This is a genomic window from Pseudomonadota bacterium (assembly GCA_016195085.1).
Taxonomy (GTDB): domain Bacteria; phylum Pseudomonadota; class Alphaproteobacteria; order SHVZ01; family SHVZ01; genus JACQAG01.
In genome coordinates this window covers 178,961-200,376 of the sequence record JACQAG010000031.1, presented here as the reverse complement: position 1 = coordinate 200,376, position 21,416 = coordinate 178,961, and the positions used below count along the sequence as shown (strand labels likewise).

General features: G+C 68.0%; 22 protein-coding genes and 1 pseudogene. 11 read left to right on the top strand and 12 right to left on the bottom strand.

The features are described from left to right. Positions 1-175 precede the first annotated feature (175 nt). Entirely contained in the window at positions 176-1,459 is a 1,284-nt protein-coding gene (locus HY058_10180) for a metallophosphoesterase (GenBank protein ID MBI3497656.1), read from the bottom strand. A gap of 109 nt (positions 1,460-1,568) precedes the next feature. Here HY058_10180 and HY058_10175 point away from each other — a divergent pair, with 109 nt between their 5' ends. Beyond that, on the top strand, positions 1,569-1,871 hold the full coding sequence (locus tag HY058_10175; protein MBI3497655.1) for a hypothetical protein: 303 nt from the start codon (positions 1,569-1,571) through the stop codon (positions 1,869-1,871). Here HY058_10175 and HY058_10170 read toward each other — a convergent pair. The 5 genes from HY058_10170 to HY058_10150 all read right to left on the bottom strand — a co-directional run bounded on the left by HY058_10170 (position 1,861) and on the right by HY058_10150 (position 7,702). Beyond that, positions 1,861-2,253, bottom strand: coding sequence for an MAPEG family protein (locus HY058_10170; protein MBI3497654.1), 393 nt, complete (start codon positions 2,251-2,253; stop codon positions 1,861-1,863). The genes HY058_10175 and HY058_10170 overlap by 11 nt on opposite strands. 428 nt (positions 2,254-2,681) lie before the next feature. Beyond that, positions 2,682-4,901, bottom strand: a complete 2,220-nt coding sequence (gene uvrB / locus HY058_10165; GenBank protein MBI3497653.1) for an excinuclease ABC subunit UvrB — start codon at positions 4,899-4,901, stop codon at positions 2,682-2,684. Positions 4,902-4,975: 74 nt separating this feature from the next. Beyond that, a complete protein-coding gene (locus tag HY058_10160; protein MBI3497652.1) occupies positions 4,976-6,019 on the bottom strand; it encodes an alpha/beta hydrolase in 1,044 nt (347 codons plus the stop codon). A 173-nt stretch (positions 6,020-6,192) separates the two neighbouring features. Beyond that, a complete protein-coding gene (locus HY058_10155) occupies positions 6,193-6,744 on the bottom strand; it encodes a histidine phosphatase family protein (GenBank protein ID MBI3497651.1) in 552 nt (183 codons plus the stop codon). Between the two features lie 67 nt (positions 6,745-6,811). After that, positions 6,812-7,702: a branched-chain amino acid aminotransferase gene (locus HY058_10150; protein MBI3497650.1), complete on the bottom strand. Its 891-nt coding sequence runs from the start codon at positions 7,700-7,702 to the stop codon at positions 6,812-6,814. 78 nt (positions 7,703-7,780) lie between these two features. On the opposite strand from HY058_10150, the gene HY058_10145 reads away from it, so the two are divergent. From HY058_10145 to HY058_10135, 3 genes are read left to right on the top strand one after another with little or no spacing between them, the layout of a single operon-like run. Then, on the top strand, positions 7,781-8,260 hold the full coding sequence (locus HY058_10145) for a MarR family transcriptional regulator (protein ID MBI3497649.1): 480 nt from the start codon (positions 7,781-7,783) through the stop codon (positions 8,258-8,260). Beyond that, positions 8,257-8,937, top strand: coding sequence for a response regulator transcription factor (locus HY058_10140; protein MBI3497648.1), 681 nt, complete (start codon positions 8,257-8,259; stop codon positions 8,935-8,937). Before HY058_10145 ends, HY058_10140 begins: the two co-directional genes overlap by 4 nt. Before the next feature lies 1 nt (position 8,938). Beyond that, positions 8,939-10,261, top strand: coding sequence for a HAMP domain-containing protein (locus HY058_10135; protein ID MBI3497647.1), 1,323 nt, complete (start codon positions 8,939-8,941; stop codon positions 10,259-10,261). Positions 10,262-10,421: 160 nt separating this feature from the next. Here the strand turns inward: HY058_10135 and HY058_10130 are convergent, their stop codons facing one another. The 6 genes from HY058_10130 to HY058_10105 form a co-directional block, all read right to left on the bottom strand. Next, positions 10,422-10,757: a tRNA-binding protein gene (locus HY058_10130; protein MBI3497646.1), complete on the bottom strand. Its 336-nt coding sequence runs from the start codon at positions 10,755-10,757 to the stop codon at positions 10,422-10,424. Between the two features lie 84 nt (positions 10,758-10,841). After that, the gene (locus HY058_10125) at positions 10,842-11,300 is read right to left on the bottom strand and encodes a phasin family protein (GenBank protein ID MBI3497645.1); all 459 of its coding nucleotides are present in this window, start codon (positions 11,298-11,300) and stop codon (positions 10,842-10,844) included. A gap of 195 nt (positions 11,301-11,495) precedes the next feature. Further along, positions 11,496-12,128: a TetR family transcriptional regulator gene (locus HY058_10120; GenBank protein ID MBI3497644.1), complete on the bottom strand. Its 633-nt coding sequence runs from the start codon at positions 12,126-12,128 to the stop codon at positions 11,496-11,498. Positions 12,129-12,192: 64 nt separating this feature from the next. Further along, on the bottom strand, positions 12,193-13,002 hold the full coding sequence (locus HY058_10115) for a pyrroline-5-carboxylate reductase (GenBank protein ID MBI3497643.1): 810 nt from the start codon (positions 13,000-13,002) through the stop codon (positions 12,193-12,195). A gap of 39 nt (positions 13,003-13,041) precedes the next feature. Further along, positions 13,042-13,545 (bottom strand): YbjN domain-containing protein, encoded by a 504-nt coding sequence (locus HY058_10110; GenBank protein MBI3497642.1) that lies wholly within the window; start codon positions 13,543-13,545, stop codon positions 13,042-13,044. Between the two features lie 198 nt (positions 13,546-13,743). Then, positions 13,744-14,034 (bottom strand): accessory factor UbiK family protein, encoded by a 291-nt coding sequence (locus tag HY058_10105; protein MBI3497641.1) that lies wholly within the window; start codon positions 14,032-14,034, stop codon positions 13,744-13,746. 208 nt (positions 14,035-14,242) lie between these two features. Here HY058_10105 and rfaD point away from each other — a divergent pair, with 208 nt between their 5' ends. The 7 genes and pseudogenes from rfaD (at position 14,243) to HY058_10070 (ending at position 21,324) form a co-directional block, all read left to right on the top strand. Beyond that, complete coding sequence (rfaD, locus tag HY058_10100; protein ID MBI3497640.1) at positions 14,243-15,229, top strand: ADP-glyceromanno-heptose 6-epimerase; 987 nt, start codon at positions 14,243-14,245, stop codon at positions 15,227-15,229. 165 nt (positions 15,230-15,394) lie between these two features. Then, positions 15,395-16,204, top strand: a complete 810-nt coding sequence (locus tag HY058_10095) for a prolipoprotein diacylglyceryl transferase (protein MBI3497639.1) — start codon at positions 15,395-15,397, stop codon at positions 16,202-16,204. Continuing rightward, positions 16,201-17,256: an SAM-dependent methyltransferase gene (locus tag HY058_10090; protein ID MBI3497638.1), complete on the top strand. Its 1,056-nt coding sequence runs from the start codon at positions 16,201-16,203 to the stop codon at positions 17,254-17,256. The genes HY058_10095 and HY058_10090 overlap by 4 nt, the downstream gene beginning before the upstream one ends. Further along, positions 17,253-18,026 (top strand): peptidoglycan editing factor PgeF, encoded by a 774-nt coding sequence (gene pgeF / locus HY058_10085; GenBank protein MBI3497637.1) that lies wholly within the window; start codon positions 17,253-17,255, stop codon positions 18,024-18,026. The genes HY058_10090 and pgeF overlap by 4 nt, the downstream gene beginning before the upstream one ends. Before the next feature lie 3 nt (positions 18,027-18,029). Beyond that, complete coding sequence (locus tag HY058_10080) at positions 18,030-19,181, top strand: aminopeptidase P family protein (GenBank protein ID MBI3497636.1); 1,152 nt, start codon at positions 18,030-18,032, stop codon at positions 19,179-19,181. Between the two features lie 213 nt (positions 19,182-19,394). Continuing rightward, positions 19,395-20,246, top strand: a complete 852-nt coding sequence (locus HY058_10075) for a hypothetical protein (GenBank protein ID MBI3497635.1) — start codon at positions 19,395-19,397, stop codon at positions 20,244-20,246. Between the two features lie 199 nt (positions 20,247-20,445). Further along, positions 20,446-21,324 (top strand): annotated as a pseudogene (locus HY058_10070) (ribose-phosphate pyrophosphokinase). Positions 21,325-21,416 lie beyond the last annotated feature (92 nt).

Here is a 21,416-nt window from a genome sequence, read left to right as displayed (position 1 = left end):
GTGGTGCCAGCCGCAAACAGCGGCGACCGGATGTGAGGTTCCACGGCATCGACGCCGTGGCTGACAACAGGCTCGCTCCAGGATCTAAAAGACGGAGAGCCAAATGACCCCTTGACGACAACACCCTCATGTGAGCCCGCGTATGACGAATTAAATCCATTCGCAGTCTCGTGTCCTACAAGCCGCAGGTGAGCCGGCGGCCGTCCAGGCGGCAGCGCTCGATGGGCGCGCCGCGATCGTCGAACACCACCCCCGACCAGGTCCCCGGCTTCAACCGGTCCCAGACCATGTAGCCGAAGCCCGAGCGTGTGGTGGCGTTGAGCGCCTGCAGGCCGTTGATGGGGACGCCGGCGACCGGCTTCGGCACCATCGGCTCGAGATTGTCGCCGCCGGTGCCGGCCACCAGCTGCGCCGGGCGGCTCGGCCCGAAATCCACCGCCTGGAAGAAATGGATATGGCCGGAGACGATCATGCTGACGCCATTCGGCATCAGCGCGCCCAGCGCCTGCTGCAGGACGCTGTTCTCCACCTTGAGCTCGCCCTTCTCGCCGCGCATGGCATTGAGCGGCCGATGCGTCATCAGCCAGGATTCCGCCGGCGCCTGGGCCGCCACCGGCGCGAACTGTGCGGCCAGCTTGCCGGCGAGCCCGCCGGCATCGCCCTTGGGGTCGGGAGCGTTGGCGCCGTCGACGACGATGAGGCCGAACTCGCCGAGGCGCGCCAGATAGACGCCGGTGAGATCGGCGCAATCGCCGGCGGCCGGCCCGTAGTCGAGAAAGCGCGACCAGCCCTCGCCGGCGCGCGCGACGTCCTCATGGTTGCCGCGGGTCATGACCCAGGGGGCGGCGGCCAGGAGCGGCGTTGCCGGCTTGAAGAAATCCGCCTCCCAGGCATCCCAGCCATAGCCGAAGGGGCTGCCCTGGCAGCCGGCATGAGCGGGCGGGCACGCCGTCTCCCGGTAGTGGTAGTCGCCGACATCGATCACCAGGTCCGGGCGCGCCGACGCGGCGGCTTGGGCGAGATGGGGAAACGGCCAGCCGGCGGGATCGTTGCAGGCTTGCACCGGGTCGCCTTCCTTCAGCCGGCAGCCGGTGTCGCCGATGACCAGGATGCGCCCGGGGTTCGGGCGCGGCAGCGGCAGCGCCTTGCCGTCGATGGCGGCGGCGACGGCGCCCTCGGGAACCGCCCGCTCGCAGCTCCGCACGCCGAAGACGGCGGCCGGCACGTTGCGGAAGGCTTGCTTGGGTTCGGCCCGGGTGGCCATCGCCAGCGCCTTTCCGTCGACCATCAGGCGCGGACAGGCCGCGTCATCGGTGATCGCCCGGGCGCTGGCGCCGTCGGGCCCGAGCTGCACCCATTGATAAAGCGTCTTCGCCTGGGCGCCGCCGAGCCAGCCGGGACCGGCCGCGATCGCCGCGGCGATCGACACCGCCGCACCCAGCCTTCGGATCGATGCCATGAGTCGCTCCTCCGCACTGTCCATCGCCGCTGTTCCCGACGCTTCTGCCTTTAGCGGAGATGTGTTGCAATGGGATGACGGTGGGCAGCCGGATTTTTGGGGGACTTGCATGCGCGCGAGCCGGGTGGCCGTTGCGTCGGCGGCAGTGATGCTGGCCCTGGCTTCGGTTCCGTCGGCGGGCGAGGTGCAGGAGGTCTGGCATGCGCCGATCCAGAATTGGACGCTGGCCGCCTTTCGCGACAAGGACAGCCGCCGGTTCCACCACTGCGCCGTCTCCGTCGGCTTCAACAGCGGCATCACGCTTGGCTTCGCGGTCGATGCGGACCTGCAATGGCGGATGAACCTGCGCAACCAAGCCTGGACTCTCCCCGCCGGTGCCTTGCAGGCGGGGCCGCCGAAGATCAGCCGATGAACGCCCGGTAGAGAAGCGAGCTGGCTGAGACGAGGATGACGGCCAAGGTGCCGATGGCGCCGGCGGCGCGGCCGAGGGACCGGCCGGAGGTCGAGGACAGGCCTTGCGCATGGGCAAGGCGGGCCAGCAGCAGCACCGCGCCAAGCGCGTGCAGGCGCCAGGCCGGCACTCCCTGGAGCTCGACCAGGAGAATGAGCAGCAGGGCCAGCGGCACGGATTCGATGAAGTTGCCATGGACCCGGATCCAGCGCGCCAGCTCCTCATTGCCGCCATCGCCGATGCCGATCTGGAAACGCCCGCGCAGGCCGCCGACGCGAATCGTCAACAGGATGAGAAGCAGGCCGGCGAGCGCGGCATAGATCGGCGTGATCGTCGGGATCATGGTGTGGCTCCTCGGGGTGGGTCAGGGAGGGGGTGCGCCGCACCCCCTCCCATAGTCCTCCCCCGCTGGGAAAAGAAACCGCCGCCCCCGAGAAGGAGCGGCGGCGGAGGAAAGCGTTTGGGCGAAGCCGGGGTGGGTGCGGCCGTTAGGCCGGAACCCGCGGTTTGGCCGCGGGCTCACCCCTGGCCGGGCGTGTTTCAGCCGCCGCTTGACGCCTTCGAGGCCGATCCGATCGAGATAACCGACTCAGCCTCGACCGCCTGAGCGGCCAACGCCCTCACCAAACGGCTAGACATCGGATCACCTCCTTTCTGTTGTTGCAGAGAAGAAGATCAGCCTGCCTGAGGCACATCAGAAGTCAAGGCTGGAGACTACGGCCCTCGCCGCCGCCCGCCACCCCGGGGGTGGGCTTTAGGAGGGGGTGAGGATCACCCCCTCCTGTTCCTCCCCCTGGGCCGGCCGGCCGGCGGCTGGATCGGGGCGTTGATGCGGGCGCGCATCTTGTAGTTGGCCTGGGATTTCTGCGGCGGGGCGCCTCGGGGGGCGGCGGCTTGCAGGGAGCGGCCGGCTTCGTTCGGGCCGAGGCCGAGATCGATCGCCTCCAGGCGGCGGATCTCGTCGCGCAGCCGGGCGGCGGTCTCGAACTCGAGATCGGCGGCAGCCGCGCGCATGCGCTTCTCCATCTCGGCGATGGTCGCCTTCAGATCCTTGCCGATGGCATGGGTCATCTCCTCGTCGCCGGTCTCCACGGTCACGTGGTCGGCGCGCTCGTAGACGCTCTGCATCACGTCCGAGATGCCCTTGCGCACGCTTTCGGGCGTGATGCCGTGCGCCAAATTGTAGACCTGCTGCTTCTCGCGCCGACGGTTGGTTTCGCCGATGGCGTATTCCAGGGACTGGGTCATGGTGTCGGCATAGAGCAGGGCACGGCCGTCGAGATTGCGCGCGGCCCGGCCGATGGTCTGGATGAGCGAGGTCTTGGAGCGGAGATAGCCCTCCTTGTCGGCATCGAGGATGGCGACCAGGGCGCATTCCGGGATGTCGAGGCCCTCGCGCAGGAGATTGATGCCGATCAGCACGTCGAAGACGCCGAGGCGGAGATCGCGGATGATCTCGATGCGCTCCAAGGTCTCGACGTCGGAATGCACGTAGCGCACGCGCACGCCGGCCTCGTGCATGTACTCGGTCAACGCCTCCGCCATCTTCTTGGTGAGGGTGGTGATGAGCACGCGCTGGCCGCGCGCGGCGCATTCCTTGCACTCGGCGATGACGTCGTCGACCTGGTGCGTGGTCGGCCGGATGATGGTCACCGGGTCGATGAGGCCGGTCGGCCTCACCACCTGCTCGACGAAGACGCCGCCGGTGCGCTGCAGCTCCCAGGGCCCGGGGGTGGCCGAGACGAACACCGTCTGCGGCCGCATGGTCTCCCACTCCTCGAATTTGAGCGGGCGGTTGTCGACGCAGGAGGGCAGCCGGAAGCCGTAGTCGGCCAGGGTCGACTTGCGATTGTAGTCGCCTTTGAACATGCCGCCGATCTGCGGCACGGTCACGTGGCTCTCATCCACGATCAGCAAGGCGTCTTGCGGCAGATATTCGAACAGGGTCGGCGGCGGCTGGCCCGGGGCGCGGCCGGTCAAGTAGCGGGAATAGTTCTCGATGCCGGCGCAGCTCCCGGTCGCCTCCATCATCTCCAGATCGAAGGTGGTGCGCTGCTCCAGCCGCTGCGCCTCCAGGAGCTTGCCGCCTTGGGTCAGCTCCTCCAGCCGGAGCTTCAGGTCGATCTTGATCTGCTTCACCGCCTGGCTGAGGGTCGGGCCGGGGGTGACGTAGTGGCTGTTGGCGTAGATGCGGATCGATTCCAGCTCGGCGGTCTTCTCGCCGGTAAGCGAGTCGATCTCGAAGATGCCTTCGATCTCGTCGCCGAACAGCGACAGCCGCCAGGCGCGGCTCTCGTAGTGGGCGGGAAAGATCTCGACCGAGTCGCCGCGGACGCGGAAGGCGCCGCGGCTGAAATTGACGTCGTTGCGCTTGTACTGCAGCTCCACCAGCGACTTGATCAGGCGGTTGCGCTCGATGGTCTGGCCGCGCTGCAAGGCGACGATCATGCGTCCATAGGTCTCGACCGAGCCGATGCCGTAGATGCAGCTGACCGAGGCGACGATGATCACGTCGCGCCGCTCGAGCAACGAGCGCGTGGCGGAATGGCGCATGCGGTCGATCTGCTCGTTGATCGAGGATTCCTTCTCCACATAGGTGTCGGTGCGCGGAACGTAGGCCTCAGGCTGGTAATAGTCGTAGTAGGAGACGAAGTACTCGACGGCGTTCTCCGGAAAGAAGCCCTTCATCTCGCCATAGAGCTGGGCCGCCAGCGTCTTGTTCGGCGCCAGCACCAGGGTCGGCCGGCCGAGATTCTGGATGACATGGGCGATGGTGAAGGTCTTGCCCGAGCCGGTGACGCCGAGCAGCACCTGCTCGCGCTCGCCTTGCTTCAGGCCATCCGTCAGCGCCGTGATCGCCTCGGGCTGATCGCCGGCGGGCTGATAGTCGCTGGTGAGCCGGAAGGGCTGGCCGGACTCGGCCGGGGCCTGGAAGGCGAGCGGCGGGGTGTTGCGCTCGGCCTCGACCGAGTTCCAATAGGCGCTGGACATGCCCCATCATATGTCGGCTCCGGCGGCGAAATGCCAGTGTCCAGCGCAAGCCGTTGAAGCGGCTCGGAGGCGGCTCAGCGCGCCGGGCAACCCGGCTGGTCGAAGAGAGCGGCGAGTCCGCAGGGAGAGTTGAAGACCCTGCCGCCCTGATGGGCGATGCCCGGCGCCTCCCACAGCGTCTGCGTCAGCGTGCCGGGATGGCGGAGCTGCAGGACGCGGAAATAGGCAAGCCCGCGGGCATAGCGATGCGGGCCCTGGGCTTCGGCTCCGCAGCTCGTGTCCAAGGAGCGGTGCTGCGGGTCGGTGTCGGCGGTGCCCAAGAGATAGACGACATCGCGGCCGACATAGCGCTCTTCCAGGCTGGCGGGCGGGTCGGTCACATAGGCCGGAAGCGCGCCGCTGAACCCGTAGCGCCAGTGATTGTAGCCGGGGCAGGTCGCGGCCCCGGCGAAGGCACCGATGCGGCCGCTCTCGTCGAGACGCTCCGGGCTGAAATAGAGGTAGCTGGAGGGGCTGCCGACGACGTAGCGCGTGGCGATACTGGCAGCCGCCAGCGCCGCTTCGCCTTGGCCCAGCACGGCGTAGCGCTGCACCACCTGGCCGCCGGCGGAGAACCCGGCCACGACCACCTTGGCGAGATCCGGGAAGCGGGCGCGATCGGCGAGGCGCGCCAAGAGGGCGTCGATGACCGCGAAGGAACTGAGCCGGATCGGTCCATGGGCGATACCGCCGCCGCCCCATTCGCTCCAGTGCCAGCGCAGCATCGATGCCGGCAAGCCATAGGCGTCGATGTCCGCATCGGCGAGGAATTGCGGGGCGATGATCAGGCTATTTTGGCCGGCCTCGCCGGCATTCGCCCGGGCGCTCTCGGCGGCGGCGAAATAGGTGTCTGCGTCCCGCGACAGCCCGTGCACGACGATCACCGCCCGGGTGATCCCGGAGAGCGCCTGGTCCCAGCTCCGGGAAAGATAGACCGGCAGCTCGGCGTTCCCGACCGGCGTGACAATCTGCAGGCGCTCGGCGCCAAGCTCCTTGACCGGAGGCGGAGCCTCGACGGCAGCGGCCGGAAAGACCGCGCCGAACGCCAGGAGCAGAGATGCCGCAAGCAGGACGCGCATGCTTGCTTCTATCAGCATTTCCCCTGGAGCTCGACGGGGTGCAGTCCACGACTGTCCCAGGGTGGGCGTGCCCGGGACTGGGACAGCGGGACAGCGACACGATAGACCCTTCCTCAGCACCGGTCACATGACGTATCCCATTGCTCTAAAATGGAGATTCCGCCGGCGCGGGGCTACAGCTCGAAGGTGAACAACTCGCAATTGGCGAAGGGCCGGCCGCCGGTAAGAATGCGGAAGAACGTGCCATGCCCGACGGCGGTGATCACCCGCTCGGGCCGCGCCTCGATCCAGGCGCGGAAGCGCTGGACGCGTTCGGCGAAACGCGAGTCCGGCTCGATCGGAATGCCGCGGTGGTCGTGGTCCTCGTCATGCCACCAGGGATCACCGAGATGGCCGAAGCGCAAGCTCGGAAACTCCGCTTCGAGGATGGAAGGCGAGCGCCCGACGTCGCAGCTATCCGTCTGCTTTTCGCGGTGGAGGGCCTCGACCTGGATCGGCGCGCCGGTCCCGCCAAAGAGGCCGAGCGTGGTCTCGATGGCGCGGGTCAAGGGCGAGGTGACGATGAGCTCATGGCCGAGCCCGGCATAGGCCTGGCGCTGGGCGGCGACCTGGGCGTGACCGAGCGGCGTCAGCCGCGCATCGCGGTGCAACGGATCGGCTCCGGTCTCGGCGAAGGCGGCATTGAAGGTCGATTGCCCGTGCCGGATGAGATGGATGGTCTTCATCAGGGGTCGGTTGCCGGTTGTCAGGTATGAAGCGCCGCCAACTGACAACCGACAACCAATGCCACGCCTACGCCGCCTTCGCCGGGGCCTTGCGCACCAGGGCCTGGAAATCCGCCCAGAGCTGGTTGGTGATCGGACCGGGCGTGAAGCGATAGGAGCCGATCTCGCCCACCGGCGTGATCTCGGCGGCGGTGCCGGTGAGGAAGCACTCGCTCGCCTTCGCCATCTCCTCGGGCATGATCGCCCGCTCCACCACCTTGATCTGCCGCTCGCGGGCAATCCCCATCACCGTGCGCCGGGTGATGCCGTCGAGGAAGCAATCGGGCTTCGGCGTGTGCAAGGCGCCGTCGATGGCAAAGAAGACGTTGGCGCCGGTCGCCTCCGCCACCTGGCCGCGCCAATCCAGCATGAGGGCGTCCTGGAAACCCTCCTGCTCGGCCGCGTGCTTCGACATGGTGCAGATCATGTAGAGGCCGGCGGCCTTGCTCTGGGTCGGCGCGGTGTCGGGCGCCGGGCGGCGCCACTTGGCGAATTGCAGGCGGATGCCCTTGGCTCGGAGCTCCGGCGAGAAATAGGACGGCCACACCCAGGTGGCGATGGCGAGGTGGATTTTGCTCTGCTGGGCCGACACACCCATCATCTCGCTGCCGCGCCAAGCGATCGGGCGGACATAGCCGTCGACGATGTTGTTGGCGACCACCGTGTCGCGCTTGGCCTGGTCGATCGCCTCGGCGGTATACGGGATCTCGAAGCCGAGCAGCTTCGCTGAATTGAGGAGCCGCTCGCTGTGCTGGCGCGAATGGAAGACATGCCCGCCATAGGCGCGCTCGCCCTCGAAGACCGCCGAGGCGTAGTGCAGCGCATGGGTGAGCACGTGCACCTTGGCCTCGCGCCAGGGGGTGAGCTTGCCGTCGAACCAGATCGAGCCGTCGCGGTCGTCGAAGGGAATGAGGGCCATGGAACGTCCTCTAGGATTGGGTTACTTTATTTCCCAATGGGATTGTCTTCGATAACATCCTAAGCTAATTATGTCAACATGGCTGACGTAAAAACCATCGCCAACCCGCTTTTCCTCCGCGAGGAGGAGCTGCGCCAGGGCATCGAGCTGCTGTTCTACGCCTATCGCGACTTCACCGGCGAGCCCGATGCCATCCTGGCGCGCTACGGCTTCGGCCGTGCCCATCACCGGGTCATCTATTTCGTCGGGCGCAATCCCGGGATCACCGTGAGCGAGCTCCTGGTCATCCTGCGCATCACCAAGCAGAGCTTGAGCCGGGTCCTGGGCCAGCTCGTGCGCGAGGGCTTCATCACCCAGCGTCCGGGAGAGGACCGCCGCCAGCGGCTTCTGGACCTGGCGATGAAGGGCGCCCAGCTCGAGCGCGAGCTGACCCAGACCCAGCGCACGCGCATCGCACGCGCCTATCGCGAGGCCGGCGGCGAGGCGGTCGACGGCTATCGCAAGGTGCTCCTCGGCATGATCGAGGAGGAGGACCGCCGCAAGTTCGCCAAGCGATGAGCGAGGATCTGCCGCATCTCCTGGTGGTCGACGACGATACCAGGCTGCGCGAGCTGCTGCGGCGTTATCTCGGCGACAACGGCTTTCGCGTCACGGTCGCCGCCGATGCCGCCGAGGCCAGGGCCAGGCTCGCCAGCGTCGCCTTCGATCTGATCGTGCTCGACGTCATGATGCCGGGCGAGAGCGGCATCGATCTTACCCGCGATCTCAGCCGGCAGGGCACGGTGCCGATCCTGCTGTTGACCGCGATGGGCGAGATCCAGGACCGCATCGCCGGGCTGGGCAGCGGCGCCGACGATTATTTGGCGAAGCCCTTCGAGCCGCAGGAGCTGGTGCTGCGCCTGAAGAACATCCTCCGGCGCGCCCGGCCGGCGGCGCCGCGTCAACCCGAGCTCCGCTTCGGCGCCTACCGCTTCGATCCCAGAAGCGGCGCGCTCATTCTGGGCGACACGCCGATCCGGCTCACCGAGGCCGAGCTCAGCCTGCTCATGGCGTTCGCGCGCCGGCCCGGCGAGATCATCGGGCGCGAGGAGCTGGCCGATCGCGACAGCGGCATCAGCCCGAGAACCGTCGACGTGCAGATCACCCGGCTTCGGCGTAAGATCGAAGCGGACCCGAAATTCCCGCGCTACCTGCAGACCGTGCGCGGCAAGGGCTACGTGCTCCGGATCGACTGACATGATGCTCAAGCGTCTATTGCCGCTCAGCCTGTTCGGCCGTTCGCTGCTGATCATCATCACGCCGCTCGTCATCGTGCAGGTGGTGGCGACCTTTGTGTTCTTCGACCGCCATTGGGAGACGGTGACGCGCCGGCTGGCGAACTCGCTCGCCGGCGACCTGGCGCTCCTGATCGATCTGCGCGAGCGCCCCGACGACATCCCGAGCGACCCGGAGATCTACGAGTCCGCCAGCCGCTATCTCGACATGCAGATCACCTTCCAGCCCGGGGCGATCCTGCCCAACGCCGAGCCCAACCCGTCGCCGAGCCTGCTGGAGACGCAGCTCACCAACGCGCTCTCCGAGCGGGTGAGACGGCCATTCCAGGTGGACGTCACCAGTCTGCCCCGCGACATCGGCGTCCGCGTGCAGCTGCCCGACGGGGTCTTCGACGTGACCACCGGGCGCAAGCGGCTAACGAGCTCGACCGGCTATCTCGTCATCATGTGGATGGTCGGCACCTCGCTGGTGACCCTGGCCGTCGCCACCGCCTTCATGCGCAGGCAGATCCGTCCGATCTTCCGCCTGGCGCATGCCGCCGACAGCTTCGGGCGCGGCATCGACGTTCCCGATTTCAAGCCCGAGGGTGCGACCGAAGTGCGCCAGGCGGCACGCGCCTTCCTCCTGATGCGCGAGCGCATCCGCCGGCAGATCTCCCAGCGCACGGAAATGCTGGCCGGCGTCTCCCACGATCTCAGGACGCCGATCACGCGGATGAAGCTGCAGCTGGCGATGATGCCCGCCGGCGTCGAAGCCGAGGGGCTCAAGACCGATCTCGACGACATGGAGCGCATGGTCGACGGCTACCTCGCCTTCGTGCGCGGCGAAGGCAGCGAGGCGCCGGTGCCGACCAGCTTGCCCGATCTCCTGGAAGACGTGGTCAGCGGCGCAAGGCGCCAGGGCCGCGAGGTCAATCTGGCGGTGCCGGAGCTGGATCCGCCTGGGCTGACCGTCTCCCTCCGGCCGGATGCGATCAAGCGCTGCATCGGCAATCTCGTCGCCAATGCCTGCCGCCACGGGCGGCGCGTGCAGGTGGCGCTCAAGCGCCTCGATCGCTCGGTCGAGATCACCGTCGACGATGACGGACCCGGCATTCCCTTGGCCGAGCGCGAGGCGGTGTTCCGGCCGTTCTTCCGTCTGGACCCCTCGCGCAACCCGGCCACCGGCGGCACCGGTCTCGGTCTCACCATCGCCCGCGACGTGGCGCGCGGCCATGGCGGCGACGTCGAGCTCGCCGACTCCCCGATCGGCGGATTGCGGGCGACGGTCAGGCTGCCGGTTTAGGATCAAGTTTCGTTCAGATGACCCCCCTCCCTAACCCCCCCCCCGCAAGGGGGGAGGGAACTATGAAATGCGCTCGCCGTCTCTTACCCCCTCCCCCTTGACGGGGGAGGGATGGGGTGGGGGTGATCAAGCAGCACGGAATGCGCTCGAGAAGTGGCCCTCAGAACAGCTTGCCGCCATTGGGCACGGGATGGTCGACGCCGACCAGCACCACCGCGCTCTCGCTGTCGGGGAAGCCCAGCACCAGGACCTCGCTCATGAACTTGCCGATCTGCTTTGGCGGGAAGTTCACCACGGCGGCCACCTGGCGGCCGATGAGCGCGTCGGGGCGATAATATTTGGTGATCTGCGCCGAGCTGCGCTTGACGCCGATGGCCGGACCGAAATCCACCCTGAGCTTGCAGGCGGGCTTGCGGGCCTCTGGAAACGGTTCGACCTCGGTGATCGTGCCGATGCGGATATCGACCCGGCTAAAATCGTCATAGGTAATGGTCATGGCGGCGCAGAAAAGCAGACCGCCGCCCCAGGGGCAAGCCCGGGGCGGCGGTCGGTAGGCTTCTTCGACCGGAGGGTCGGTCGCTTAGTGCTTCGCCTGCTTGCCGATCGCCTGCTTCAGCTCGTCCAGGCTGTCGGTCACCCGCTGGTTGACCAGCTGGAAGGCCTCGGCATTCGACTTGGTCACCAGCTCGGCCAGCTCGCGCATATTGGCGATGGCGCGCTCGAAGGCGGACTTGACCATGTCGGTCTGCTTCGCCATCCGGTCTTCCGGCGTGGTGCTCTGCATCAAGGCTTGCATGGCGCGGCCGGTCTCTTCCATGGTCTGGCGCATGATCTCCGCCTGGCGCTTGGCGACCGCCTGCATGCCCTCGACCGCCAGCTGGTTCGCCTGGGTCAGAGCCTCGATGTTGCGCCGCTGGCTGGTCATCAGCGCCTCATAGTCGACGCCGGGAAACTTGAAGTCGCCGAGCAGCTTCTGCATGTCGACGTTGAAAAACGGGTTGGACTTGTCGGCGTTGAAGAATGGGTTGTTCTTGGCCATGGGATCCTCCATCGGTGCGTCATTGATCGATTTTGCTGCACTGCAACACAGCTTATTTAGGCCTTACATAAGCCTTCGTCAAGGGGAATATTGCACTGCAACATACTACCGGCGGGTTTGTGCCGAGTTCCGCGACAATCCCTTGCTCGGCTTCGAGGACACAAGTCGCCCGTGAGCATACAAGGCGGAGCCGGCTCAGCGCCAGGCCCTGGGCAGGAGCTTGATGGTGGCCTCGGCGCGCTTGAGGCTGCGGTCGAGCGCCGCCATGGTGCGGGCGAGATCGGCGCCGTCATCGGCGAGCCAGACCCGGAGCGTGGAGAGATAGACGAGCGCCAGGCCGCGCACCCTGAGGGCGCCGGCCAGGCCGGCGCCGGACAGCCCGGCGGCTTCCAGCATCCAGGCCATCGAGCGCAGGAACGGACGCTGCTGGGCCAAGGCCGAGATCGGATCGGCCGGCAGGTCGGCCATGATCGAGGCGACCCCCTGCTTATAGGGCGCCAGCGCGTCCAGGCGCCGCATGATCACATCGAAGAGCCGGTCGCGGGGCCCGGCCTCATCGGCGTCCTCGCCCGCAGCGCCGGCCAGGACCGCAGCGTCGATCCGCCGGGAAAACGCCGCCAGCGCCGCCGCCTTGGATGGGCAATGGCGGTAGACATCGACGAGGGTGACGCCGGCGCGCTGGGCGATGTCAGCCAGCGCCACCTCGCGCCAGCGCCGCTCGGCGGCCAGCGCCAGCGCCGCATCGACGATGCGCGGCTCGATGCCGGTCGCTTCCGGGCCGGTCTGCTGCGGCTTCCGGGCGCGGGTCTTGCCGGTGCGGCGGGCCATGACGACAGCATATAGGCTGCTGCGCCGCCGCCGCCAGTGACACCGCAGGCTCGGGCCTAAGGGCTTAGCCGGCGAGCTCGCGCGAGCGGCGGGTGGCGGCGGCGATGGCGCGGTTGAACAAGGGCTGCAGGCCGTCCTCCGCCATCAGCACCTTGAGCGCTTCCAAGGTGGTGCCGCCGGGTGAGGTCACATTTTGGCGGAGCTGGGATGCCGGCCCCTCCGACAGGCGCGCGAGCTCGCCGGCGCCGCTGACGGTGGCCCGCGCCAGCCGCATGGCGAGATCGGCCGGCAACCCCGCCTCGGCGCCGGCCGCGGCCAGGCATTCGATGAGGAGGAAGACATAGGCGGGCCCGCCGCCGGAGAGCGCGGTGACGGCGTCCAGCAGGCCTTCGTCCTCGACCCATTCGACCTGGCCCACCGCCGCCAAGAGCCCGTGGCAGCGCCGGCGCTGGGCGGCGCTCACGCGCGCGTTCGCCACCGCCACGGTGATGCCGCGGCCGACCGACGCCGGCGTGTTCGGCATCGAGCGCACGATCGGCGCCTCGGCGCCGAAGCTGCGGCTGAAATAGGCCAGCGTCTTGCCGGCGGCGATGGAGAGCACGGTGGCACCGGTGAAGCGCCTCAGGGGCGGCAACGCCGCATCCATCATTTGCGGCTTGACCGCGAGCACCAGGATCTCCGGATCGAGCCCGGCCGGCAGGTCGCCGGCCGACGGATGCAGGCTCACACCGGCAGCGCCGCGGAAGGTGCCAAGGCCGGCCGCATTCGGCTCGATCACATAAACGCCGCCCGGAAGATCCTGGCGCTGGAGCCAGCCGGAGAGCAAGGCGCCCCCCATCTTGCCGCAGCCGACGAGCAGGACCGGCTTCGCCATGATGATTTGCGCGACGCTGCGAGCCGCGAAGGGGCGGGGCTAAGCCTCGCCCACGGTCTCGAACATTGCCGCGCCGATCGCTTCCGCTGCGCTCTTGCCACCCCAGATGACGAATTGGAACGCGGGGAAAAAGCGCTCGCACTCGGTCAAGGCGATGTCGACCAGATCCTCGAGCTGCTCGACCGAAGCCCCGGGGGCGCCGCGCAGCAAGGTCGTGTGGCGGAACATCGGCACGGAGTCTTCCGAGGAGACCTCGAAATGCCCGAGCCAGAGCTTCTCGTTGATCATCGCCAGGAGATCGTGGATGTCATGGCGCTTGTTGTCGGGGACGCGGGCATCAAAGCAGCAGGAGAAATGCAAGGCGCCGGTCTCCTCCCGCCAGACGAAGAACATGCGGTAATCGCACCAGCGACCCTCGACCTCGGCGGCCAGTTCTTCTTCCGAGGCGCGGTCATGCAACCATTCATTCGTGGAGACGATTTCTTCGAGGATATCGATGGGATTTTGACGGGAGCGAGCTGTTTCGACGCTCTGTAACGTCATGCCTGTCAGCTCCTTGCCCAGGCGCAGCGACGGCTGCGCGATGGTGACGCCTTCTGCCGACACTTAGTGGTGCAAGGCGTCAATCACCACTAGCTGTAGAGTGCCAAAGTGAACGCCGCGGCGCAAGTGCTTGTTTTAGGAAGAATTGCGCGCGCGCTTAAACGTCGAATTTGCGACATTTGCGCGATAGATCGCGCGTCAGGCTCTGGTCCTCTTGCCGACCGGGGATGCGGGCTTCGACCGCCGGGCGAGCTCGGCTTCCAGCCGGACGATCCGCTCCGTCAAGATCTCCTGCTCGGCCCGCGCCTTGGCCGCCATCGCCTTCACCGCCTCGAATTCTTCCCGCGGCACGTGGTCCAGCTCGCCAAGGATGCGCTCGAGCTCGGCTTTGATCCGGGCCTCGATCTCGGCGCGGAGTCCGGCGGCGGCACCCATGGCGCTGGAGGCAAGCCGGGCCAGATCGTCGAGCAGGCGGTTTTCGGTCTGCATCGGCCTCTCCATCGCCTTCGAACCGTGGCCACTATCGCAGGCCGCGAACGGCGCGCGCAACCGTGAGCGAGCGACGATCGGGCGGCAGGCGGTACGCCGTCGATGGTTGCGGCAGCTTGCCGGCCCCACCTTGCCGCCATGGGGGTCCCTCCCCTATAACCCGGGCCTTCCCTGGAAACCCGGGGGCCCTGGAAGCCTGGGGGCGGAGATGATCGTCGTGACCGGCGGCGCCGGGTTCATCGGCTCGAACCTGGTGGCCGGGCTGGAAGCCAGAGGCGAGCGCGAGATCGTTGTCGTCGACCGCCTGGGGTGCGGCGACAAGTGGCGCAACATCGCCAAGCGCGAGCTCGCCGATCTGGTGCACCCCGACCGCTTCCAGGACTGGCTCGACCGCCAGCGGGGCAAGATCAGGACGATCTTTCACTTGGGCGCCATCTCCTCGACGACGGAGAGCGACGCCGATTTGATCGCCGCCAACAACTTCTCCCTGTCGCTCGAGCTGTGGCGCTGGTGCGCCCGGAATCAGACGCGCTTCATCTACGCCTCATCGGCCGCGACCTATGGCGACGGCAGCGCCGGCTTCGAGGATGACGGCACGCCCGCGGCACTCGCCAAGCTCATGCCGCTCAACCCCTATGGCTGGTCGAAGCATCTCTTCGATCGGCGCGTGGCCCGGCTCGCCGCCGATCCGGCGACCCGGCCGCCGGCCTGGGCCGGTCTGAAATTCTTCAACGTCTACGGCCCGAACGAGTACCACAAGGGCGGACAGATCAGCGTCGCCTGGCAAATCCACGAGCGCCTCAAGGCGGGCGAGAAGCCGCGCCTCTTTCGCTCCCATCATCCCGACTATGGCGATGGCGGCCAGCTCCGCGACTTCATCTGGGTCGGCGATTGCGTCGAGGTGATGCTCTGGATGAGCGAGCAGGCGAGCTTGGGCGGCCTGTTCAACATCGGCACCGGCAAGGCGCGCAGCTTCGCCGATCTCGCCCGCGCCGTCGCCGCTGCGACCAACAGCGAGCCTGCGATCGAGTATGTCGACACCCCGCCGGCGCTCCGCCCGCGCTACCAATACTTCACCGAGGCCCGCATGGACCGGCTGCGCCAAGCGGGCTATCGGCGCCCCTTCACCGCGATCGAGGACGGTGTCGGCAGCTACGTGCACGATTTCCTCCGCCGCGACGATCCCTATCGCTGACGCAGCACAATGCTTGCAATCGCCCGATACCCCCACCCCAGCCCTCCCCCGCTTCCGCGGAGGAGGGAGCCAGAGAGCGACATCTCCAGTTCCCTCCCCCGCGTCTTCCGCGGGGGAGGGTTAGGGTGGGGGCACCTTCCATCTCTTTGCGTGCTAGGCGCCTAGATGCTGCCCGTCATCCCCTTCCCCATGATCGATCCGGTGGCGATCGCCATCGGGCCGCTCGCCATTCGTTGGTATGCGCTCTCCTACATCGCGGGCTTGCTCCTGGGCTGGCGCTACGGCCTCTGGATCGCCCGGCAAAGACCTTCCCTGGTGAACCCAGAGGCGGTGGACGAGTTCCTGACCTGGGCCACGATCGGCGTCGTGATCGGCGGGCGGCTCGGCTATGTGCTGTTCTACCAGCCCGGCTATCACCTCCAGCATCCGTTGGAAATCCTCATGGTCTGGCATGGCGGCATGTCGTTCCATGGCGGCGCGCTCGGCGTCGTCGCTGCCATCATCCTGTTCGCGCTCCGCAAGGGCATCGACGTGCGGGCGCTGGGCGACGTGGTCTGCGCCGCCACGCCGATCGGCCTCTTCTTCGGCCGCATCGCCAACTTCATCAATGGCGAGCTCTTCGGCCGGCCGAGCGACGTGCCCTGGGCCATGGTGTTTCCGCGCGACGGCCTGGCAGTGCCGCGTCATCCGAGCCAGCTCTACGAGGCGACCTTGGAAGGGCTCGTGCTCTTCCTCGTCCTGTTCGTGCTGGTTCGCAACCCACGCCTGCGCCAGCGCCCCGGCCTGGTGAGCGGCGTCTTTCTCGCCGGCTACGCGCTGGCCCGCACCACCGTCGAGTTCTTCCGCGAGCCAGACGACTATCTCGGCTTCCTCGTCTTCGGCGCGACCATGGGCCAGCTCCTGTCGCTGCCGATGCTGCTCGCCGGTCTCGCCCTCATCGTTTGGGCCCTGGTCAGACCCGCCGTCCAGCGATGAGCCTGGCTGGGCGGCTCCGGCGCCGGATCGAGACGCTGGGCCCGATCGATCTCGGCGAGTACATGCAGCTGGCCCTCGCCGACCCGGAAGCCGGTTATTACACCACCGGCGAGCCCTTCGGCGCCGCCGGCGACTTCACCACCGCGCCCGAGATCAGCCAGATGTTCGGCGAGCTCGTCGGCCTCTGGGCCGCCTTCGTCTGGCGGCAGATGGGCGCGCCCGATCCGGTGCTCCTCATCGAGCTCGGCCCCGGCCGCGGCACCATGCTGGCCGATGCCTTGCGCGCCACCGCCGCCGCACCGGCGTTCCGCCGGGCGCTCCGGCTGCATCTGGTGGAGACCAGTCCGATGCTCCGCCGGCGCCAGCAGGAAGCTCTCACCGGAGCCGAGGCGTCCTGGCATGATGCGGTTGCCACCCTGCCCGACGGGCCGGCGATCCTGCTGGCCAACGAGTTCGTCGATGCCTTGCCGATCCGCCAGCTGCAGCGGACACCTCTGGGCTGGCAGGAACGTCTTGTCGATCGCGACAAGGGGGGCGGGTTCCGCTTCGTCTTGGCGATGAGCCCCTTGGCGGCGCTGGTGCCGGCAGCACTCGCCTCCGCACCGATCGACGCGGTCATCGAGCTGTCGCCGGCCCGCCTGGCGCTCGCCGATGCGCTGGCACGGCGCCTCGTCGCCCTGGGCGGTGCGGCGCTCATCATCGACTACGGCTATGCCGCGAGCGTCCCCGGCGACACGCTGCAGGCGGTCAAAGGCCATCGACCGCATCCGCCTTTAGAGGATCCCGGCACCGCCGATCTGACCGCCCATGTCGACTTCGCCGCCTTCGCCGCCGCCGCAACCGAAGCCGGTGCCACGGTGCATGGGCCCATCGACCAGGGCGTGTGGCTCGAGCGTCTCGGCATCGGCGAGCGCGCCAAGCGGCTCGCCCCAGCGCGCGCCGGCGTGTGGGACGATCTCCGTCGCTTGATCGACGCCGATGAAATGGGCACCTTGTTCAAGGCGCTCGCCCTCACCCCGCCAGGCCAATCGACACCTCCAGGATTCGAATGACCGTACTGCTCGCCGCCGACAATCTCGCGCTGCCCCATGTCGCTCACGGGTTCTTCACGCGCCAGGGCGGCGTCAGCGGCGGCATCTACGCCTCGCTGAATTGCGGGCGGGGCTCGCTGGACGACAAGGACGATGTCGAGATCAATCGGTCGCGGGTGCTGGCTTGCCTCGATCTCGCTCCCGACCGGCTGGTGACCCTCTATCAGATCCACAGCCCGGTCGTGGTCCACGTCGACAAGGTCCTCAGCCGTGCGGAGGCGCCGCGCGCCGATGCCATGGTGACGACGGTGGCGGGCATCGGGCTCGGGATCCTGACCGCGGACTGCGCCCCGGTGCTGTTCGCCGACCGGGAAGCGCGGATCATCGGCGGCGCGCATGCGGGATGGCGCGGCGGCAAGGGTGGGGTGTTGGAGGCCACCATTGCCGCCATGGTCGAGCGCGGCGCCGCCAAATCCCGCATCGCCGCCACCGTCGGCCCCTGCATCGGCAAGGACAGCTACGAGGTCGGACCGGAGTTTCCCGGGCCGTTTCTGGAGGAGGACGCCGCTAATGGCCGCTTCTTCCGTCCGGCCGCGCGCGCGGGGCATTGCCTGTTCGATCTCGGCGGCTACGTCGAGGCGCGGCTGCGAAGCGCCGGCATCGGCGACGTGCGGCGCCTCGACCATGACACCTGCCACGAGGCCGATCGCTTCTTCAGCTATCGCCGCGCCTGCCACCAGGGCGAGGGCGACTATGGTCGGCTCTTGTCCGTCATCGCGCTGAAGGATTGACCCATGGCTCTGCACTTCGCCCGCGAGGAATTCGCCCAGCGTCAGCGCCGCACGCTCGAGCTCATGGCCGAGCGCGGCCTCGACGGGCTGTTGATGTTCCGCCAGGAGAGCATGTTCTACCTGACCGGCTATGACACCTTCGGCTTCGTGTTTTTCCAGTGCCTCTATCTCGGCGCCGACGGCACGCTCATCCTGCTGACGCGCGTCCCCGATCTGCGCCAAGCGCAGCACACCTCGACGATCGCCGATATCCGCATCTGGGTCGATGGCGAGGACGCGAAGCCGGCGGTCGAGCTCCGGCACATCCTCGAGCAGCAGCGCTGCCGCGGCAAGAAGCTGGGCGTCGAATGGGAAGCCTACGGGCTGACCGCACGCAACGGCAGGCGCCTGGCGGATGCGCTCGACGGCGTGGCCACGCTCGAGGACGCCTCCGACCTCGTGAGCCGGCAGCGGCTGATCAAGAGCCCGGCCGAGATCGCCTATGTGCGCGATGCCGCCCGGCTCGCCGATCGCGCCTGGGACGAGGCAATCGGCCTCGCGCGCCCGGGCGCGGACGAGGCGGAGATCCTGGCGGCGATGCAGGGCGCGGTGTTCCGCGGCGGCGGCGACTATCCCGCCAACGAGTTCATCATCGGCTCCGGTCGCGATGCGCTGCTCTGCCGGTTCTTCAGCGGGCGCCGCACGCTCTCGGCCGAGGATCAGCTCACCCTGGAATTCGCCGGCACCTACCGGCACTATCATTCCTGCCTGATGCGCACCATCCGCGTCGGCCCGAAGCTGCCGCGCCAGGAGGACATGCACAAGGCCTGCAAGGAAGCGCTGCTGGCCTGCGAGGCGGCCCTAAAGCCGGGCGAGCCGGTGGCGAACGTGTTCGAGGCGCATGTCAAGGTGCTGGACCGCGCCGGCTACCGGGCGCACCGGCTCAATGCCTGCGGCTACAGCCTCGGCGCCTTGTTCGCGCCGAACTGGATGGATTGGCCGATGCTCTACCGCGGCAATCCGGTCATCGCCGCCCCGGGCATGGTGTTCTTCATCCACATGATCATCATGGACAGCGACTCCGGGATCGCAATGACCCTCGGGCGCACCTCGCTCGTGGGCGAGCAGGGCGCCGAGCCCCTATCGCAGGCTGCCATCGACTACGTCTGTGTGTGATGCCGCACCTCATTCTCTTCCTCTTGTTTTGCGTCCTCGGTCTCTTGGTGAGCTGTGTTCTCTAGCGCTCCCCTGACGGTGCCCCCACCCCCACCCTCCCCCGCTAAGACGCGAGGGAGGGAGCATGAGATCGTGGCTCCCTCCCCCACCGGTTCAGGTGGGGGAGGGTTGGGGTGGGGGCATGAGGTCAGACATGGGCCTTATCGTCCCGTGATGCGCCAGGCGCTCATCATCGTTGCCACGGGCCTCGCCCTGTCGGCTTGCCAGCCGCTGCCGCAGCCTTTCATGGACGACCACAAGGAAGCGAACCCGCTGCTCAAGCTCGCCGACCGAGGGGGCGTCGTCGTGCTGCCGATCGAAGGCGCTCCCGAACCGAACGAGCTCGCCCGCGCCGTCGCCGCTCAGCTGCAGCGCCTGGATGTGCCGGCGAGCACCATCCGCACCACCCGGGAAGCCAAGAGCCTCGCCGGCACCGCCAAGGCGCGGCTCTTCGACGGCGAGCGCGACGAGATCGAGCTCGACTGGCGGCTCCTCGATGCCTCCGGCAAGGCGCTCGGCGGCGACAGCGGCCGTTGGCTGGTGCCGCGGGTTGCCTGGCAGCAATCCGAGCCGGGGGTTCTGCTCGGCATGGCGCTCGCCGTCGGCCCCTCCCTCAATCGACTGATCGAGGCCGGCCGGCCGAACGACACCAGCGGCTCGGCGCGCGTCGTCGTCTATCCCGTCGACGGCGCCCCCGGCGACGGCCGGACCGCCTTGAAGCGCGCCATGGAGCGGGCCCTGCAGCGACGCTCGATCAACATCGCCACCGAGGCGGATGACGGCACCGTGGTGGTGCTGGGCTCGGTCACGATCACGGCGGCGGCTTCCGGCCAGGAACGGGTGGCGGTGAGCTGGAGCGTCATCGACCACGAAGGCCTGTCCCTGGGCGTGATCGACCAGGAGAACACCCAGCGCGCCGGGCTGCTCGACGGCCCGTGGGGCGACGTCGCCGTCGCCATCGCCGATGCAGCAGCCGGCGGACTCGCCGAAATCATGCAGGCGCTCTCGGCCCGCATCCCCGACTGACGGCGGCGCGCCACCCTGCGTCCGGGCCGGCCGCCAGGGTCCCCGCCCGAGGGTGGGTTTTGGGAGCGGGTGTACCACACCCCCTCCCCTGCCCTCCCCCGCCCACCCCCGCTGATGCGGGTTTACAGTTCGGCGACGGGCTGATAATAGTCCCGCGCCCGATCGCGTCCGCGCCCGCGGGTCGTGGAGAGCCCTGCCTATGAAAGTCTTGACCTGCAACAGCAATCGGCCTCTGGCCGAGGCGATCGGCGCGTATCTGAACCTGCCCTTGACCAAGGCCAGCGTCAGGCGCTTTTCCGATCTCGAGATATTCGTCGAGATCCACGAGAACATCCGCGGCGAGGACGTGTTCGTCCTGCAATCGACCTCCTATCCCGCCAACGACAACCTGATGGAGCTCCTGGTCACCTTGGACGCGCTCCGCCGCAGCTCGGCCCGGCGCGTGACCGCGGTCCTCCCCTATTACGGCTATGCCCGGCAGGACCGCAAATCCGGTCCGCGCACCCCCATTTCGGCGAAGCTGGTGGCCAACCTCATCACCACCGCCGGCGCCGACCGGGTGCTGACCATGGATCTCCATGCCGCCCAGATCCAGGGCTTCTTCGACATTCCGACCGACAACCTCTATTCGGCGCCGGTGTTCGTCAAGGACATCAAGGAGAAATACGACGGCGACGAGCTGGTGATCGTCTCCCCCGACGTCGGCGGCGTGCTCCGCGCCCGCGCCATCGCCAGGCGGCTGGAAGCGGACCTTGCCATCATCGACAAGCGCCGCGAGCGCGCCGGCGTGTCGGAGGTGATGAACGTCATCGGCGACGTCAAAGGCCGGCGCTGCATCCTCATCGACGACATCGTCGATTCCGGCGGCACCTTGGTCAACGCCGCCGAGGCGCTCATCGACCACGGCGCCACCTCGGTCAGCGCCTATATCACCCATGGCGTCCTGTCCGGCGGCGCGGTCGCCCGGGTCACCGCCTCGCCCTTGGAGGCGATGGTGCTGACCGACAGCATCCAGGCGACCGAGGCGGTCAGGGTCGCCCACAACATCCGCCAACTTTCGATCGCCCAGTTGATGGCCCTCCCCTTCCCTCCCCGGGGGTGGGTTTCGGGAGGGGGTGTGGAACACCTCCTCCCCTTCCCTCCCCCAGCCGGCCCCATGCGTGAGGAAAG